Below are 16,412 nucleotides of genomic sequence, written 5' to 3'. Positions count from 1 at the left end.
TTTGGCACGCTGTTGAGTTCTCAAGGAACGGACGCTTCCTTCGAGCCGCCTTCCAGCAGGCCCTCCGGGCTTCGTTCTTTCGTGTTTCCAGCTTACCAGACGTTTTCCGCTCCGTTTTCCGGAGTTTCATTCATCCGATTCCCGCTGGCGGGATTTCCTGCGACTTCGTTCCCAAGCCTATCAAAGGCTTTCGGAGTGTTCAGTCCGCGGGATTTGCTTCGTCGGAGGGCGCGCATTTCGTGAAACGCGCTCGCCTCGATTCGGCGGTGTCGTAGACACTAGCGCCCGGGCCCGACCGTTGTCCAGTCAGTCCCAACCGTTCAAACCTACTAGCCCACCCTCACCACGTCAATGGTTTGACCGGGCTGAGAGGAAGACTAGCAGGTCAGGGGCCTGTCGATCACATCGGCTCAGGCGGCGACGGGCTGGAGGTCCGCCCGGTCGGACTCGTCCAGATCGCCGAACTCCCCGGCCTCGGCGGCCCGGCGGCCCAGCACCAGGGCGTAGAGGAGGAAAGCCGCCTCCGCGAGCACGCCGATGGAGATGCGGGCCCAGGTCGGCAGGCCGGACGGGGTCACGAAGGCTTCGAGGACGCCGGAGACCGCCAGGACCGTCGCCAGGCCGATCGACATGCCGATGATCGAGCGGCCCTGTTCCGCCAGCGCGACCGACCGGGTGCGCGGACCGGGATCGATGACCGTCCAGCCGAGGCGCAGGCCGAGGCCGCCGGCCACGAAGACCGCGGTCAGCTCCAGCAGGCCGTGCGGGATGAGCAGGCCGAGGAAGACGTCGAGGCGCCCGGCGGAGGCCATCAGCCCGACGCCGATGCCGAGGTTGAGCACGTTGGTCCACATCACGTAGAGCACCGGGATGCCCAGCGCGATCCCGAACAGCAGGCACTGCACGGCGATCCAGGCGTTGTTCGTCCACACCTGTGCGGCGAAGGAACTGGCCGGCCGGTCCGAGTAGTACGACTCGTACTGGCCACCGGGGCGGGTCAGCTCCTGGAGGTGCTCGGGGGCGATCAGGCTGTTGCGGACCTCGGGGTGGCTGGCCATCCACCACGCGAGCAGTGCGGTGGCGGCCATCGAGACGACCGCCACCGGGATCCACCAGCGGCGCGCCCGGTAGAGCGCGGCCGGGAAGCTCACCGCGTAGTAGCGGGCGACGTCCTGCCAGCCGTTGGTCCGGGCGCCGGTCACCGCGCTGCGGGCGCGGGAGACCAGGCCGGTCAGCCGGCTCACCAGGGCCGGGTCCGGCGCGGCGGCCTGGACCTTGGCGAGGTGTCCGGTGGCGCGCTGGTAGAGGGTGACCAGTTCGTCGGCCTCCTCCCCGCTGAGCCGGCGCCGACGGGCGAGGGCGTCCAGTCGGGCCCACTCCCCCTGGTGGGTGGCGACGAAGACGTCCAGGTCCATTTCGGCGGCTCCCTGATCGGCGGCGGGCGCGGACGTGCGTGCGCGGGCGGGTCGGTCCGGGCGGGCGGGTGCCGGCGGACACGTGCGGCCCAGCATGCCAGCAGCGGCCGTCGCCCCGGCCGTCGGGATCTCACTTCCCGTGCGCCCACCGGGCCCCGTATGTTTGCGGCTGCGGATCAGACGGCGGGGAGCGGGTCACGGGGAGCCGATCCGGGGTGGTTCCCTCCCCCGGCACCGCCGCCCTCCCCGGGGCCGGATCTCCATGCGCGAGCCGTACGGGCTCCAAGAACGTGAACGGACGGGTGTCTTGAGCGACCTGGTGACGGGTGAGGCGGTCGTCCTCGGCCTCCAGACGGCGAAGCTTCCGAGCCGGGCCCTGGCGATCGTGATCGACCTGCTGGTGGAGTTCGCCGCCCTGCTGGTGTTCACGCTGGCGCTGAGCATCGCCCTGATCGGTCTGGACGGCGCGGCGCTGGCCGCCACGATGATCGGCCTGACCGTCTTCTTCCTGGTGGCCGTCCCCGTGATGGTCGAGACCCTCACCCGCGGCCGCTCGCTCGGCAAGGCCGCGCTCGGCCTGCGGGTGGTGCGCACCGACGGCGGGCCGGTGCGGTTCCGGCACTCGCTGGTGCGCGGGCTGGTCGGCTTCTTCGAGATGATCGTGCTGACCGGTGCCCCGGCCGTGATCACGTCGGCGGTGCACTCGGACGGCAAGCGGCTGGGCGACATCTTCGCCGGGACGGTGGTCGTCCGCGAGCGCACCCCGGGCGCGGGCGGCTCCGCCTCCCCGCTGCCGCCGGTCCACCCGCACCTGCTGCAGGCGATGGGCCACGAGCTGGTCGCGATGGACCTGTCCGCCGTGCCGGAGCCGCTCTGGCTCGCCATCCGCCAACTGCTGGGCCGGATCCGCCAGTTGGACCCGGCGGTGATGCTCCGGATGTCCACCCGGCTGGCCGAGGACCTGTCCGACCGGATCGGCCACCCGATCGCCCCGGGGCTGCACCCGGCGGCGTACCTGGGCGCGGTGCTCACCGAGCGCCAGCGGCGGGAGTGGACGCGGGCCCAGGAGCAACTGTGGGCGGGCAGGCCGCCCTTCGCCCCGCCGGCCGCCGCCCAGGTGCCCGCTCCCCGCCCGGCCTCCGGTCCGTTCCCCGCGCCGGTTCCGACGGGCCCGGCCGGCGGACGGCCCGCCCGGGTCCTCGGCCTGCCGGCGCAGCAGCCCGCGCCCGTGGCTCCGGCCCCGCCCGCCGCACCCGCCGCACCGCCGGCTCCGTCCTTCGACAAGCCCGCCGCGGACACCGGCTTCGCCCCGCCCGCCTGAACCGGTCCGCCCCGGACCGGGTGGTACGCCCGAGCCGGGCCGCCCCGGCCGTACGGCCCGCTACTCCTCCTCCGCCCCCACCCGCCAGGCGTTCGGCGCCGACTCCAGCTCCTCCAGCTCGATCCCCTCCGCCGCCAGCACCACGTCGCCCGCCAGGTGCACGACCTGCTGCTCGCCCGTCTCCAGGTCCGCCACCTGGTAGCGCTCCACCAGCAGCGGCCCCTCGTCCGTCTCGTGGGTGTCGACGCCCTCCAGCAGCCATCCCTGGTCGAGGGTGCGCGGCGCCAGCACCGGCTCGGTGAACGCCACCAGCCGCACCCGCGCGCTCGCCCCCTCCCGCAGCCGCAGCAGCCGGGCGGTGGCGACCAGGAAGCCCGGCGAGCGGCCGGTGAAGGCGTGCGCCCGGTCGTGGCCCTCCGTCGCGTGCTCGCCGCCGGGGTCGGCGGCGTCGGTACGGACCCAGGCCACCCCGTCCACCGCCCCGCCGCGCACCTGCCAGCCGCCGGCCCGCAGTTCCATCCGCAGCGGCCGGGCGCGCGAGTCCAGCGTGAGGTCGGTGCTGCCGAGCACCCGGCCGTCCGGCGCGTAGGTCTTGGAGACGTACCGCCACCCGGCCGCGCCGGGGGCGCAGCTGAAGCGTTCCTCCCCGAGCAGCAGGTGGTCGTGGCTGTCGTGGAGCGAGTACCGGCCGTTAGGCATACCGGAAAGCCTACGTGCGCGTCCGCGTGCAACCTTCCGCCCGGTACCCGCATGAGAGCGGCGGACGCCGCGACAAGGCGCCGCCGCCCCGCCGACGCCGACGGCCGGCGCCCCCGGAGGAAGGGCGCCGGCCGTCGGACCGTCGGGCGATGCGATCAGTAGCGGTACTGCTCCGCCTTGTACGGGCCCTCGACCGGAACGCCGATGTAGTCGGCCTGCTCCTGGGTCAGGGTGGTCAGCTTCACGCCCAGCGCGTCGAGGTGCAGGCGGGCGACCTTCTCGTCCAGGTGCTTCGGCAGCACGTAGACGCCGATCGGGTACTGCTCGGTCTTCGTGAACAGCTCGATCTGGGCGATCGTCTGGTTGGCGAAGGAGTTGGACATCACGAAGGACGGGTGGCCGGTCGCGTTGCCCAGGTTCAGCAGGCGGCCCTCGGACAGCATGATGATGGTGTGGCCGTCCGCGAAGCGCCACTCGTGGACCTGCGGCTTGACCTCGGTCTTCACGATGCCGGGGAGCTTCGACAGGCCCGCGATGTCGATCTCGTTGTCGAAGTGGCCGATGTTGCCGACGATCGCCTGGTGCTTCATCTTCTCCATGTGCGAGGCAAGGATGATGTCCTTGTTGCCCGTGGTGGTGATGAAGATGTCGGCGATCGAGACGACCTCCTCCAGGGTGGTGACCTGGTAGCCGTCCATCGCGGCCTGGAGCGCGCAGATCGGGTCGATCTCGGTGATGATCACGCGGGCGCCCTGGCCGCGCAGCGACTCGGCGCAGCCCTTGCCCACGTCGCCGTAGCCGGCGACGACGGCGACCTTCCCGCCGATCAGGACGTCGGTGGCGCGGTTGATGCCGTCGATCAGCGAGTGGCGGCAGCCGTACTTGTTGTCGAACTTCGACTTGGTGACGGCGTCGTTGACGTTGATGGCCGGGAACAGCAGCTTGCCGTCACGGTGCATCTCGTACAGGCGGTGGACACCGGTGGTGGTCTCCTCGGTCACGCCCTTGATCGTGGCGGCGACCTCGGTCCACTTGTTCGGGGTGTCCTTGAGGGTGCGGTTGAGCAGCTCCAGGATGATCCGGAACTCGTCGTTGTCCGCCGTGGACGGGTCCGGCGCGGCACCGGCCTTCTCGAACTCGACGCCCTTGTGGATCAGCAGGGTGGCGTCGCCGCCGTCGTCCAGGATCATGTTCGGGGTCTTGCCGTCAGGCCAGGTCAGGGCCTGCTCGGTGCACCACCAGTACTCCTCCAGGGTCTCGCCCTTCCAGGCGAAGACCGGCACGCCCTGCGGGTTCTCCGGGGTGCCCTCCGGGCCGACGGCGATGGCCGCGGCCGCGTGGTCCTGGGTGGAGAAGATGTTGCAGGAGCACCAGCGGACCTCGGCACCGAGCGCCGTCAGGGTCTCGATCAGGACGGCGGTCTGCACGGTCATGTGCAGCGAGCCGGTGATCCGGGCGCCGGCCAGCGGCTGCGCCTCGGCGTACTCGGCGCGGATCGCCATCAGACCGGGCATCTCGTGCTCGGCCAGCTGGATCTCCTTGCGGCCGAACGGCGCCAGGGAAAGGTCGGCGACCTTGAAGTCACCGGTGATGTCGGTCGACATGCGTCTGCTCCTCGCTGAGGGGGGTGGGGCCATAGGTCCGGGCGTGCGTCGCGCGCGTCGGCCGTACGGGTGCACGGCCACGCCGGAAGGGCCGGGTCCGTGGTGGACCGGCTTCCGTTGCGCAGCACAAACCGTCGGAGGACCTCTCTCCCTCGACCGGCGCACACCCCACGGGATGCCGACCGCCGATCGACCGCCATCAGCAGCGACGTTCTGGCTCTGGTGACGAATCTACACCGACGGCCCTGCCGGTCGTCCGCCGATGACCGATTTCGGCCCCCGCCCCGACCCGCTCCCGGGCCTGGCCGCGGACCGGGGTCAGTGCGCCCCGCCCGGGCCGGGACCGCCCGGCGTGGCGGCCGGGTCGTCGCCCGCCGCAGCCTTCTCGGCGCTGTAGACGTCGGGCTCCAGGTAGATCGCCCGGGCGATCGGGACGGCCGCGCGGACCCGCTCCTCGGCGGCGTCGATCGCCTCGGCCACCCGGGCCGCGCTGTCCTCCGCGTTGACGGCCACCTTGGCGGCGACCAGCAGCTCCTCCGGGCCGAGGTGCAGGGTGCGCATGTGGATCACCCGGGTGACCGTCTCGCCGTCCACCAGCGCCTCGCGGATCCGGTGCACCGACTCCTTGTCGGCCGACTCGCCGAGCAGCAGCGACTTGGTCTCCAGGGCGAGCACCACGGCGATCACCACCAGCAGCACGCCGATGCACAGGGTGCCGACGCCGTCCCAGACGCCGTCCCCGGTGATCACGGTGAGCCCGACGCCGAACAGCGCGAGCACCAGGCCGATCAGCGCGCCGGTGTCCTCCAGGAGCACCACCGGCAGCTCCGGCGCCTTGGCGGTGCGGATGAACTGCACCCAGCCCTGCCGGCCCTTGGCCTTGCTGGACTCCCGCATCGCGGTCAGGAAGGACCAGCCCTCCATGGCGATGGCGAAGACCAGCACGCCGACGGCCCAGCCCCAGGCGTCCAGCGTCTCCGGGTGGCTGATCTTGTGCCAGCCCTCGTAGACCGCGAACAGGCCACCGACGCTGAACAGCACGATGGCCACCAGGAAGCCGTACACGTAGCGCTCGCGGCCGTACCCGAAGGGGTGCTCCTCGTCGGCCGCCCGGCGCGCCCGCTTGCCGCCGATCAGCAGCAGCACCTGGTTGCCGGAGTCGGCCACCGAGTGCACGCCCTCGGCCAGCATCGAGGAGGAGCCGGTGAAGCCGAAGGCGGTGAACTTGGCCGCCGCGATCGCCAGGTTCGCGGACAGCGCCGCGATCAGTGCCTTGGTGCCGCCTTCGGTACTCATGCCTTCGCAATCCTCACGGGTCGATCTGCTCGACGGGGCGATCTGCTCGTCGAGCGCTTACCGTACCGGCCGGGGGGCTCCGACCGGCCGACGTCTCAGGCCTGCGCGGCGGCGAGCCCCAGGTAGACGGCGGCGAAGTCGGTCAACGCGACCAGGTCGGCCAGCGCGTGCAGCGCGTCCGGCCGGGCGCTCGCGTACTCGGTCAGCCGGACGTCGTGCGCGGCGGCCAGCCGGTGCGCCCTGGTCACCCCGAAGCCGCGCGGCCCGGGGTCGTCCTCCGGCACCTCGGCCGGGCCGTCCTGCCCGTCCTGCCCGTCCTGCGCCGTACCGGCCGCGCCCGGGGCGTGCCGCAGCAGCAGCACCTGGAGGTGCAGCGGGTCCGGCTCCTCGACGCGGTCGCGGAAGAAGTCGTCCGGGTCGGCGCCCCCGCCCAACTGCCCGGTGAACATGCCCCGGTGGGCGGTGAGCACCTGCGGCAGCGGCCCGGCCAGCGCCGGGCGGCCGGCCCGGTCGGCCAGCTGGGCGGCGAACCGGGCGACGGCCGCCCCGGCGATCGGGCCCTCGGCCCACAGCAGCGGGACCGTCCCGGCCAGCCGGGCGGCCAGGCCCTTCGCCGGGTTGGTGTACGCGGCGGCGTCCGGGCGGCAGCGCACGGCGGTGGCGTCCAGCAGGTCGGCGACGGCCGGCAGCGCGTCGTACGGGAGCTGGGTGAGGCCGATCTTCTGGGCGAGCGCCAGCAGCGGGGTGAGGTGGGACCAGAGCGCCGCCGGGTCCTCGGGCGGCAGGTCCGGCTCGGCGGCCGGGACGGGGGCGAGGTCCTCCGGCGCCACCGAGGCCACGAACGGCAGCGGCAGCGCGCGCACCTGCAGCGCGGCCTCGGCCAGCGCGCTGCCGGGCGGGGCGGTGACGACGATCGCGCAGCCGCGCGCGTACGCCTGCTCGGCGAGGCCGACCAGGCCCTGCTCGCCGCCGTCGGCGGAGCTGATCACCAGTAGGTCCAGCGGGCCCGCCCAGCCGGGCAGCTGCCAGCCGAGCCCGGCGGTGAGGGCGGGCGGGGCGCCGGCCCGGTCGGCGCGCGGGGCGGCCGCCTCGGTCGGCGGCAGCGGGGTGACCAGGGAGGCCGTGCCGGCCAGCGCGGACAGCATCTCGGCGGCGGTCAGCGCGCTGCCGTGCCCGGCGACCAGGACGGCGCGCGGGCGGCCGTCCGGACGCAGCCGGTCCAGGCCGGCCGCCTCGGCCTGCCGCAGCGCGGTGCGGACCCGCGCGCCGGCGCCGGCCAGGGCCAGCAGGGCGCGGTCGCGGTCGGCGCGCCGGAGGGCGGCCGGATCGTCGAGCAGGGTGTCGTCGAGCATGCGGCAAACCTCCGGCTGCGGTCCTGGGCGCGCGTTCCGTTGCGCGCCGGGCGGTCGGGGCGTGGCGGCCGGCCCCCGCGGCTGCGGGGAGGGCCTTTCGCGACCTGCGGTGGGCGGCTGACCCCGCGGGTGCGGGGAAGCCTTTCGCGACCTGCGGTGGAACGTCGGACTCGGGGCTTCGCCCCCAGGATCAGGCCGGGCGGCGGGCCTCGTCCACCAGGAGGACCGGAATGCCCTCGCGGACCGGGTACGCGAGGCCGCAGTCCGTTCCGGTGCAGACCAGCTCGGGCTGCTCCTCGGTGCCGCCCTCGACGAGCGTGGCCCGGCACTGCGGGCAGAGCAGGATCTCCAGCAGGAAGGATTCGAGCTTCATGGGGCTCTCCAGGGTTCGTGGGTGGCACGGAGGTGCCCCGGCCGATAGGAAACCCTACCGGCCGGGGCACCGGGGCCCGTGATCAGGCGCGGGCCCCGGTCGCGGTGCTCGGGTGCGGGGTCAGCCGCGGACGACGGCGAGCACGCCGTCGCGCAGTTCGGCCATCCTCGCCGGGTCCTTGGCCTCGACGTTCAGGCGCAGCAGCGGCTCGGTGTTGGAGGCGCGCAGGTTGAACCACCAGTCCGGGCCGGCCACGGTCAGGCCGTCCAGCTCGTCCACCGTGACGCCCTCCGCGCCCGCGTAGGCGGCGCGGACGGCGGCGGTGCTGGCGGCCTGGTCGGCCACGGTGCTGTTGATCTCGCCGGAGGCGGCGTAGCGGTCGTACTCCGCGGTGAGCTCGGACAGCGTGCCCGGCTGCCCGCCGAGCGCGGCCAGCACGTGCAGCGCGGCCAGCATGCCGGTGTCGGCGCGCCAGAAGTCGCGGAAGTAGTAGTGCGCGGAGTGCTCGCCGCCGAAGACGGCGTCGGTCTCGGCCATCTCCTGCTTGATGAAGGAGTGGCCGACCCGGGTGCGCACCGGCTTGGCGCCGAGCTCGCGGACCACCTCGGGGACGGTCCAGGAGGTGATCAGGTTGTGGATGATCGTCGGCTCGGCCTCGCCGGTGGCCCGGGCGCGGGCGATCTCGCGGGCGGCGACCAGGGCGGTGATCGCGGACGGGGAGACCGGCTCGCCGCGCTCGTCCACGACGAAGCAGCGGTCGGCGTCGCCGTCGAAGGCCAGGCCCAGGTCGGCGCCGACCTCGCGGACCTTGGCCTGGAGGTCGACCAGGTTCTTCGGGTCGAGCGGGTTGGCCTCGTGGTTCGGGAAGGTGCCGTCCAGCTCGAAGTACATCGGGACGAGCTCGATCGGCAGGCCGTCGAAGACGGTCGGCACGGTGTGGCCGCCCATGCCGTTGCCGGCGTCCACGGCGACCTTCAGCGGACGGATCGCGGTGAGGTCGACCAGGCCCAGCAGGTGGTCGGCGTAGCCGCGCAGGGTGTCCTGGGCGGAGAGCGAGCCCGGCTCCACGTCCCTGACCGGGACGGTGACGGTGTCGTCCTCGGCGGTCCAGGACTCGACCAGCTCGCGGATCTCGGACAGGCCGGTGTCCTGGCCGACCGGGGCGGCGCCGGCCCGGCACAGCTTGATGCCGTTGTACTGGGCCGGGTTGTGGCTGGCGGTGAACATCGCGCCGGGCAGGTCGAGGCTGCCGCTGGCGTAGTACAGCTGGTCGGTGGAGCACAGCCCGATCTGCACCACGTCGGCGCCGTAGGCCGCGGCGCCCTCGGCGAAGGCCAGGCTCAGCGACGGGGAGGAGGGCCGCATGTCGTGCCCGACCACGATCGCGGTCGCGCCGGTGACCTGCACGAACGCGGCGCCGAAGGCCCGGGACAGGCTCTCGTCCCACTGGTCCGGGACGACGCCCCGGACGTCGTACGCCTTCACGAGCTGCTTGAGGTCGCGCACTGCGGCTCCACCCTGGTCTTAGGACTGATCACGGAACGTCTGGGCCACCGCGGGTCCGGTCGACGGGCGCGGTGACGGTAGACGGGCAGCGTACCCGGGCCGGACGAACGCCCCGTGCCGGGTGAGTCCTCAGTTGTCGGGCGAGCGCAGGACCCGGAGGTGGCCGCGGCGGCCGCCCTCGGTGGACTCGCCCTCGGGGGCGCGGCCCTGACGGGGGGTCTGCGGGCGGGCGGCCTCGCGCACGGCGTTGGCCAGCGCCTCCAGGTCGTCGCTGCTGCGGCGCAGCGGCCCGGCCTCGGCGGCGAGCCGGACGACCTCCCAGCCGCGCGGGGCGGTGAGGCGCTCGGCGTGCTCGGCGCACAGGTCGTAGCAGTGCGGCTCGGCGTAGGTGGCGAGCGGCCCGAGGACGGCGGTGGAGTCCGCGTAGACGTACGTCAGCGTCGCGACGGCCGGCCGGCCGCACGCGGTCCGCGAACAACGACGTACAGAGCTCACGAGGGTGGACGGTACCGCACTCCCCGCCGGGGAGCGAAGACCGCCTGCCCGGAGGGGGTGCCGTGTCGCCGTCCGGGCGCCGGGGGCGTGTATCCGCCGCCCCGTGCGATTCCCCGTCGGAGTGGTCCACTTCCGACCGTCCAAGGACTACCCTCGGCAGTGATATGGACAGCTCCGCACCGCAGTCATCGACAGGCCCAGCGCGCCGCCCCCGGCACCGCGACCGGCACGGCAGGGGCCTGCGCGGCCCGCTGGCGCCGCCCCAGGTGCCGATCTCGCTCACCCGCTCCGAACTGTTCGACGACTACGTGCGCGAGTCGGTGGAGCGTCTCGAACGGCGTTGGCCGCAGCTGATCGAGGTGGAGTTCGCCGTCCAGGAGGTGCCGCTGCACGAGCCGGACGGCGCCGACGCCGAGGACGGCGTGCCGCTGGGGCGGGTCTCGCCGGGCCAGCAGGGGCGCAAGAGCCAGATCGTGGTGTACCGGCGGCCGGTGGAGATCCGGGCGAAGACCCGGGAGGACCGCGCGGCGCTGGTGCACGAGATCCTGATCGAGCAGGTCGCCGAGCTGCTGGGGCTCTCCCCGGACGCCATCGACCCGCGCTACGACGAGGACTGAGCCCGACGAGGACCGAGCCCGACGGGGCGGCACCCGGAGGTGCCGCCCCGTCCGCCGCTCAGCGCAGCACGACGCCCGGGTCCTGCCCGGCCTGCGGGACCTTGACGGTGCTGTGGTCGTCGCGCAGCGCCTGGACAGTGAACATCGGCACGTCCTTGGCCGGCAGCGACAGCATCCGGGCCGCCGTGACCGGGCCGCCGGAGACGGTCTCCACGGTGAGCGCGAAGACGCCGTTCAGCCCGGCCGGCTCGGGCGCCGGGAGGGCGACCGTGCCGCCGGCCGGGAGCTGGACCTCCTTGGTGGCCGGGGTGCCGCCGCCGCTGCCGGCCGAGGCGGTGACCCGGACGGTGGCGGCCTCGCCGCTGGAGGTCAGGTAGAGCGTGGAGGCGCCGGCCCGGTTGTCGGCGACGGTGGCGCGGGCGCCGACCGGGTTGCTGCCGGCCAGCCAGGCCGCGTCGCTCTTGCCGTTGGCCGCCGCCCGGTCGATCCGCAGCCCGGCCACCACCGGGGTGCGGTGCTTGTCGTCGCTGGGCGACAGCCGCAGCCCGGCGACCTCGTCCCGGGTGACCTTGCCGAGGTCGACGGCGGCCACCATGCCCGCCTTGACGTGGATCGACTCGTTGCCGGCCGGGCTGAACCAGCCGTTCTTGCCGGACAGTTGGACCTTCAGGTCGGCGTCGTCCTCCGGCGGCGCCCAGACCACCAGGCGGGCGGAGGCGGTGTCGGCGGGCAGGCCGGGCAGCACCTGGACGGGTGCCGGGTCGGCCGAGGCCGGGATCCAGTCGGCACCCTTGCCGGCGTCGGCGGCGTGCAGTGCGGCGCCGACCCGTCCGGAGCGCACCACCACGTGCACCGCGAGGTCGGCGACGGCGCCCTTGCTGAGGGTCGACAGCAGGACGGCCTGGGAGCTGCCGGGCGAGACGGTGATGCCGTTGGCGGCGTCGTTGTCGATCAGGCCCTTGTCGCCGTACAGCTTGATGTCCACCACCGCGGCGGAGGACTCGGGGTTGACCAGGCTGACGTAGTCGACCCGGTCGCCGGCGGTGCTGGCCCCGGCGAACCAGAAGCTCGTCCCGGCCGGGGTGCAGGTCAGGCCGGACAGGCCCAGGCCGCGCTGCTCGGTGACCACCGTGGTCTGGGTGACGGTGAAGCCGGGGGCCAGGGCGCCGGTGGCGACGGCCCCGGTGCCGGGCGCGGTGTCGCCGTTGGCGGCCGGGCCGGTGGCGGGGGTGCCGGGCTTGGGCACGGTCAGCCGGGCGTCGGCGGGCGCCGCGTTCTTGTCCTGGACCGGGGCGCTCGGGGCGGCCGAGCCGGTCGGCGCCGGGGCGGCGGGCGGAGCCGGGGCCGCCGGCGCGGCGGTCGGCTGGGCGGCGGGCACGGCGGGCGCGGCCGCGTCGGAGAGCCAGCCGGCCCCGCCGGTGGCGGCGCCCGTCCCGGGCGGGGTGTAGGCGGTGAGCGTGGTCGAGCCGGTCAGGCCCTGGACGGGCTGGGGGCAGACCGCCGACGTCCGCTCGACCTGCGCGGTGGTCGGGGCGGCGCCGGTGGCCGCCTTGGCCGGGACGGCCGGCGCGCGCAGCTGGGCGATGCCGAACACCGCCGCGAGCACCACGGCCGCGGCGAGCAGGGACTGGGTGGTCCTGGCCGCGCCGCCGGCCCCTCCGCGGAACGGGCCGCGACCGGAGCGGGCGGCCTCGGCCGGGCCGGACGGCTCCGCCGCGAAGGCGGTCCCGGCCGGTTCGGCGGCCTCGCCGGCGCCGGACTTCTTCCTGAATGCGGGCTTCTTCATCGCGGGTCAGCTCCCCGATCCGTGCTGGTGCGGGTACCGGCCGGGGCCGTTGGGGTCGTTCGGGTCGTAGTAGGGCTCGCCCTGCCGGCCGGGCTCCCAGGGCTGCTGCTCCGGCTGCCGGCTGCCGTCGTACCCGTGGGCGTCGTAGCCGTACGGCTGCTGCTCGGCGGGCTGGTACGGCTGCTCGTAGCCCTGCTGCCGGTGCGCGTCGTAGCCCTGGCCGTCGTACCCCTGGCCGCCGTACGGCGCGGCGACCGGCTGCTGGGCCGCGTACTGGTCGTAGCTGTACGGGTCGGCCTGCTGGTACGCCTGGTACGGGTCGGTGTACTGCTCGGCGTCCTGGACGGCGGCGGCCGCCTGGACGGCCCCGGTCACCGGCTCGCCGGTCGGCTGCGCCGGGATCGCGCCCGGCCGGTCGTACACCCCGGACTCCTCGGCACCGCCCTCGGTGCCCTCGGCACCCTCGCCGCGCTCGGCCATCCGGCGGGCCCGGCGGCTGCCGGGGGCGGGGGCCTGCGCCTGGGCGGCGGCGGCCAGCGCGGCGGCGGCGACCACCTCCTCGGGCAGGTCGTCGTCCTTGTGGCTGCGGCGGCCGGGCAGGGCCAGCACCAGGATGGTGAGGCCGAGCAGCACCTGGGCCCAGATCCAGCCGGTGTGGGCGGCGCCGCCCTCCCGGGTGACGCTCAGCTTCCCGCCGGCGGCCGGGAGCTTGAAGCCCTGCGCCCAGCCGTCGACCGTGGTGGGCTCCAGCGCGGTGCCGTCCACGGTGGCCTTCCACTCCGGGGCGGCGGACTCGGCGAGCCGCAGCACCCGGCCGTCCGGACCGGCCGGGACGGTGGCGGACAGGTCGCGGGCCCCGGACGGGACGACCACCGGGTTGGCGCCCGGGGCGGTGATCACCGCGCGGACCGCGGGGGTGCCGTTGACCTGCCAGAGCGCGGCGGCGCCGTCCTGGTTGGCCTTGACCAGGCCGGGGGTGGTGTCCAGGACGTCCTTGAAGACGTCGATCACCGGCTGCTGGACCAGCACGTAGGCGATGCCGTAGCCGGCCAGGGCGCTCGCCTGGTCGGCGCCGGAGCCGGCCAGCAGGCTGCCGACCATCTTGTTCAGGCCGTCCTGGGTGCCGGTCGCCGGATCGACGGTGGACTCGGCCTGGCCGAGCGTCAGACCGGCGCCGCGCAGCACGGTGTAGCGGACCGCGCCGCCGCCCGGCTCCCCGGTGACGACCAGGGTGCGGGCCCGGTCGGTGGTGCCGGCCTCCTCGGCGATGAACGCCGGGACCTGGTCCGACTGGCCGCGGTGCAGCGGACCGCCGGCGCCGGTCAGCGCCCACCACAGGCCGGTGCCCAGCGGGGCCAGCACGGCCGCGGCCACCACCAGGGCGGCCACCGGCTGGCGCCAGCCGAAGGCGATCCCGGCCACGCGGGCGTTGGCGCCGTCGGCGCCGATCGCGGCGGCGGCCAGCAGGGCGAGCCCGGCGATCAGGGTGGCCGGGCCGGCCCAGGCGGGCACCGCCGGGCCGCCGGAGGCCGGGGTGACGGAGGTGCCCGCCACCACGACCGAGAAGACCAGTCCGGCGCCGGCCGCGCCCCAGGCCGCGAGCACCGCGCGGCGGCGGTCGGCGCGCAGCAGCGCGGCCAGCGCGGCCAGCACGACGCCCGAGGAGAGCCAGATCGGCGGCACCCCGGCGCCGCCCGGGTTGACCAGCAGCAGGCCGGCCGCGCTCGCGCCGGCGCCGTGCAGTCCGGGCAGCCCGGCCTCCAGCAGCAGCCACTGCGGGTGCGACAGCACCGTGAGCGACCACGGGGCCAGCACCGCGACCGGCACCGCCAGGATCACCAGGACGCGCAGGCCGAGCAGCCGCAGCGCGCTGCCGCCGGAGCCGAAGGCGCCGCCGCGCAGCACCGCGACGACCAGCATCGCCAGGCAGAGCGGCACCGCGAGCGCCCACGTTATCGGGACGAAGGCGGTGGCCAGGGTGAGCAGCAGGACGGTCATCCAGACCGGGCGCCAGCCCGGGCGGGCGCCCTGGGCGGCGCTCTCCGCGCGGATGCCGAGGCCGGCCGCGATGGCGGCGGCGCGGGCCAGCGGCGGCAGCAGCACGGCGAGCACGGCGGTGCCCATCCGGCCCTGGGCGAGCGCGCCGGTCGCCGCGGGCAGCAGCGCGTAGGCGGCGCTGGCCCAGGCGCGGACCATCTTGGAGTCCAGCAGCGGCCGGGACACCAGGTAGGCGCTGACCGCGGACAGCGGGACGGCGAGCACCACGATCAGGGTGAGCGCGAGGTCGGCGTGGTCGAACAGCAGCCAGGAGAGCACCGCGAGCACGCCGAGGTACGGCGGTGCGGCGGCGGTGGAGCCGGTGCCGACCGGGTGCCAGGCGTCGGCGTACATCGACCAGAGGCCGCCGGCGCCGTCGGCCGCGGGCAGCAGGGCGCCGCCGAACAGCCCGCCGCTGCCGAGCAGGCCGCGACAGGCGACCAGCGCGAACACCAGCAGGGCGGCGAACAGCACCGGCGCCGGGCGCCGGGCGAGCTTCTTGAGCAGCGCGAACTGCTCGACGACCAGGTCCTCGGCGTCCTCGTCGCCGCCGGCCTCGGCCGAGCCGTGCCGGCCGCCGGTGTCGTCGCCGCCCCCTATCCCGAGCGAGCCGACCACGCCCTCGACCGCCAGCCGGGTGGTGGCGCCGGGGGCCGGGAAGAGCGTGCGGTCGTCCAGGGCGTCCGCCGCCCGGGACCGGGCGCGGCGCTTGCGCGCGGCCAGCAGCCTCGGGAAGCGGACGAGTTCGTGGCCGAGGCCGGCGAGTTCGTCGAACGCCTGGCGCGGGTCCTTGCCGAGCAGGTTGGTGACGGCCCGTACCAGGGTGCCGAGCACCAGCCGCAGCAGGACGTAGGGGAAGAGCGCGCCCTTGCAGTTGGCGAGCAGGGTGTAGACGGCACCGGCCTTGTCCACCCGGTGCGGGTGGGAGGGGCCGCAGTCGATCGGGCGGCGCTCGCGGGCGGACGCCTCGGCGTGCCGCAGCACGGCGTCGGGGGCGACCACCACCCGGTGGCCGGCGGCGTTGACCCGCCAGCAGAAGTCGGTGTCGTCCCGCATCAGCGGGAGGGCCCGGTCGAAACCGCCGAGCTCCTCGAAGACGTCCCGGCGCACCAGCATGCCGGCGCTGGAGACGGCGAGCACCGGACGGACCTGGTCGTGCTGTCCCTGGTCCTGCTCGCGGCGGTCGAGGCCGGTCCAGCGGCGGCCGGAGCGGGCGATGGTGACGCCGACCTCCAGGAGCTGGCGGCGGTCGTACCAGCTGCGCAGCTTGGGGCCGACCACGGCGGCGCTGGGAGTGGAGTCGGCGACCTGGAGCAGTCGGCGCAGCGCGTCGGTCTGCGGCTCGCAGTCGTCGTGCAGCAGCCAGAGCCACTCGACCGGCCGGGTCTCGCGCGGGCCGCCGCGGCCGAGGTCGTCCTCCTGGGCGAGCGGGTCGCCGAAGTCGTCCCAGCCGCCGGTGACCGGGTCGTAGCCGGAGGGGTCGAGCCGGTACGGCAGGTCCTCCGCGCGCAGCGGCGCGCTGCCCGACACGGCCTCGGCGACGGCGGTGCCGAAGCCGGCCCGGCGGCCGAGGACCAGCGGACCGCTGTCGGGCAGCCAGTCGGCGAGGGTGTCGGCGAGCAGTTGCGGGGAGTTGTCGGTGGATCCGGTGTCCACGGCGAGGATCCGCTGGACCTGGCGGTCCTGACCGAGCAGGCCGGCCAGGGCCTGCGGGAGCCAGCGGGCGCCGTCGTGCGAGACGACCACGGCGGTGACCAGGTGGCGCGGATAGGCGGGCGGCCGGGAAGCGGTGAAGCCGCTCTGGTGGCTGTAGACGGTCATCGAGTGCGCGGGCCCCAGTTCTCGGTGGACACAGCCGGTGAACGGCAACCGGATGGCGCACCACACTAACGGCTCCGGGTGGCCGGTTCG

12 protein-coding genes are annotated in these 16,412 nt (G+C 74.9%); 2 read left to right on the top strand and 10 right to left on the bottom strand.

What is annotated here, in order from left to right; translation table 11 throughout:
- Positions 1-410 precede the first annotated feature (410 nt).
- Positions 411-1,415 carry a stage II sporulation protein M gene (locus tag ACFY0X_RS35910; RefSeq protein ID WP_387760720.1) on the bottom strand — a complete coding sequence of 335 codons (1,005 nt, stop codon included), beginning with the start codon at positions 1,413-1,415 and terminating at the stop codon, positions 411-413.
- Positions 1,416-1,722: 307 nt separating this feature from the next.
- Here ACFY0X_RS35910 and ACFY0X_RS35905 point away from each other — a divergent pair, with 307 nt between their 5' ends.
- A complete protein-coding gene (locus ACFY0X_RS35905; protein WP_387760719.1) occupies positions 1,723-2,736 on the top strand; it encodes an RDD family protein in 1,014 nt (337 codons plus the stop codon).
- 60 nt (positions 2,737-2,796) lie between these two features.
- Here ACFY0X_RS35905 and ACFY0X_RS35900 read toward each other — a convergent pair whose 3' ends face one another.
- From ACFY0X_RS35900 to ACFY0X_RS35870, 7 genes are all read right to left on the bottom strand, one after another.
- Positions 2,797-3,435: a hypothetical protein gene (locus ACFY0X_RS35900; protein ID WP_387760718.1), complete on the bottom strand. Its 639-nt coding sequence runs from the start codon at positions 3,433-3,435 to the stop codon at positions 2,797-2,799.
- 155 nt (positions 3,436-3,590) lie between these two features.
- Positions 3,591-5,039 (bottom strand): adenosylhomocysteinase, encoded by a 1,449-nt coding sequence (ahcY, locus tag ACFY0X_RS35895; RefSeq protein WP_387760717.1) that lies wholly within the window; start codon positions 5,037-5,039, stop codon positions 3,591-3,593.
- 318 nt (positions 5,040-5,357) lie between these two features.
- Positions 5,358-6,335 (bottom strand): cation diffusion facilitator family transporter, encoded by a 978-nt coding sequence (locus ACFY0X_RS35890; protein ID WP_387760716.1) that lies wholly within the window; start codon positions 6,333-6,335, stop codon positions 5,358-5,360.
- Between the two features lie 95 nt (positions 6,336-6,430).
- Complete coding sequence (locus ACFY0X_RS35885; RefSeq protein ID WP_387760715.1) at positions 6,431-7,687, bottom strand: SIS domain-containing protein; 1,257 nt, start codon at positions 7,685-7,687, stop codon at positions 6,431-6,433.
- 190 nt (positions 7,688-7,877) lie between these two features.
- Entirely contained in the window at positions 7,878-8,060 is a 183-nt protein-coding gene (locus ACFY0X_RS35880) for a Trm112 family protein (RefSeq protein WP_387760714.1), read from the bottom strand.
- A gap of 120 nt (positions 8,061-8,180) precedes the next feature.
- Positions 8,181-9,566, bottom strand: coding sequence for a phosphomannomutase/phosphoglucomutase (locus ACFY0X_RS35875; RefSeq protein WP_387760713.1), 1,386 nt, complete (start codon positions 9,564-9,566; stop codon positions 8,181-8,183).
- Between the two features lie 129 nt (positions 9,567-9,695).
- Entirely contained in the window at positions 9,696-10,061 is a 366-nt protein-coding gene (locus ACFY0X_RS35870; RefSeq protein ID WP_280686050.1) for a DUF3499 domain-containing protein, read from the bottom strand.
- A 164-nt stretch (positions 10,062-10,225) separates the two neighbouring features.
- Here ACFY0X_RS35870 and ACFY0X_RS35865 point away from each other — a divergent pair, with 164 nt between their 5' ends.
- A complete protein-coding gene (locus ACFY0X_RS35865) occupies positions 10,226-10,678 on the top strand; it encodes a metallopeptidase family protein (protein WP_049659268.1) in 453 nt (150 codons plus the stop codon).
- 58 nt (positions 10,679-10,736) lie between these two features.
- On the opposite strand, the gene ACFY0X_RS35860 is transcribed toward ACFY0X_RS35865, so the two are convergent.
- Entirely contained in the window at positions 10,737-12,464 is a 1,728-nt protein-coding gene (locus ACFY0X_RS35860; protein ID WP_387760712.1) for a DUF5719 family protein, read from the bottom strand.
- A gap of 6 nt (positions 12,465-12,470) precedes the next feature.
- A complete protein-coding gene (locus ACFY0X_RS35855) occupies positions 12,471-16,322 on the bottom strand; it encodes a glycosyltransferase (protein ID WP_387760711.1) in 3,852 nt (1,283 codons plus the stop codon).
- Between the last annotated feature and the right edge of the window lie 90 nt (positions 16,323-16,412).

Source organism: Kitasatospora sp. NPDC001547 (genome assembly GCF_042894165.1).
Lineage (GTDB): Bacteria > Actinomycetota > Actinomycetes > Streptomycetales > Streptomycetaceae > Kitasatospora.
The sequence above is the reverse complement of the archived record's forward strand: the minus strand, read 5'-3'. Positions and strand labels throughout refer to the sequence as shown.

Coding starts and splice junctions, on each gene's coding strand:
- ACFY0X_RS35890 (WP_387760716.1), bottom strand. CDS start 6,335: ATGAGTACCGAAGGCGGCACCAAGGCACTGATCGCGGCGCTGTCCGCG.
- ACFY0X_RS35900 (WP_387760718.1), bottom strand. CDS start 3,435: ATGCCTAACGGCCGGTACTCGCTCCACGACAGCCACGACCACCTGCTG.
- ACFY0X_RS35910 (WP_387760720.1), bottom strand. CDS start 1,415: ATGGACCTGGACGTCTTCGTCGCCACCCACCAGGGGGAGTGGGCCCGA.
- ACFY0X_RS35885 (WP_387760715.1), bottom strand. CDS start 7,687: ATGCTCGACGACACCCTGCTCGACGATCCGGCCGCCCTCCGGCGCGCC.
- ACFY0X_RS35865 (WP_049659268.1), top strand. CDS start 10,226: ATGGACAGCTCCGCACCGCAGTCATCGACAGGCCCAGCGCGCCGCCCC.
- ACFY0X_RS35855 (WP_387760711.1), bottom strand. CDS start 16,322: ATGACCGTCTACAGCCACCAGAGCGGCTTCACCGCTTCCCGGCCGCCC.
- ACFY0X_RS35860 (WP_387760712.1), bottom strand. CDS start 12,464: ATGAAGAAGCCCGCATTCAGGAAGAAGTCCGGCGCCGGCGAGGCCGCC.
- ahcY (WP_387760717.1), bottom strand. CDS start 5,039: ATGTCGACCGACATCACCGGTGACTTCAAGGTCGCCGACCTTTCCCTG.
- ACFY0X_RS35880 (WP_387760714.1), bottom strand. CDS start 8,060: ATGAAGCTCGAATCCTTCCTGCTGGAGATCCTGCTCTGCCCGCAGTGC.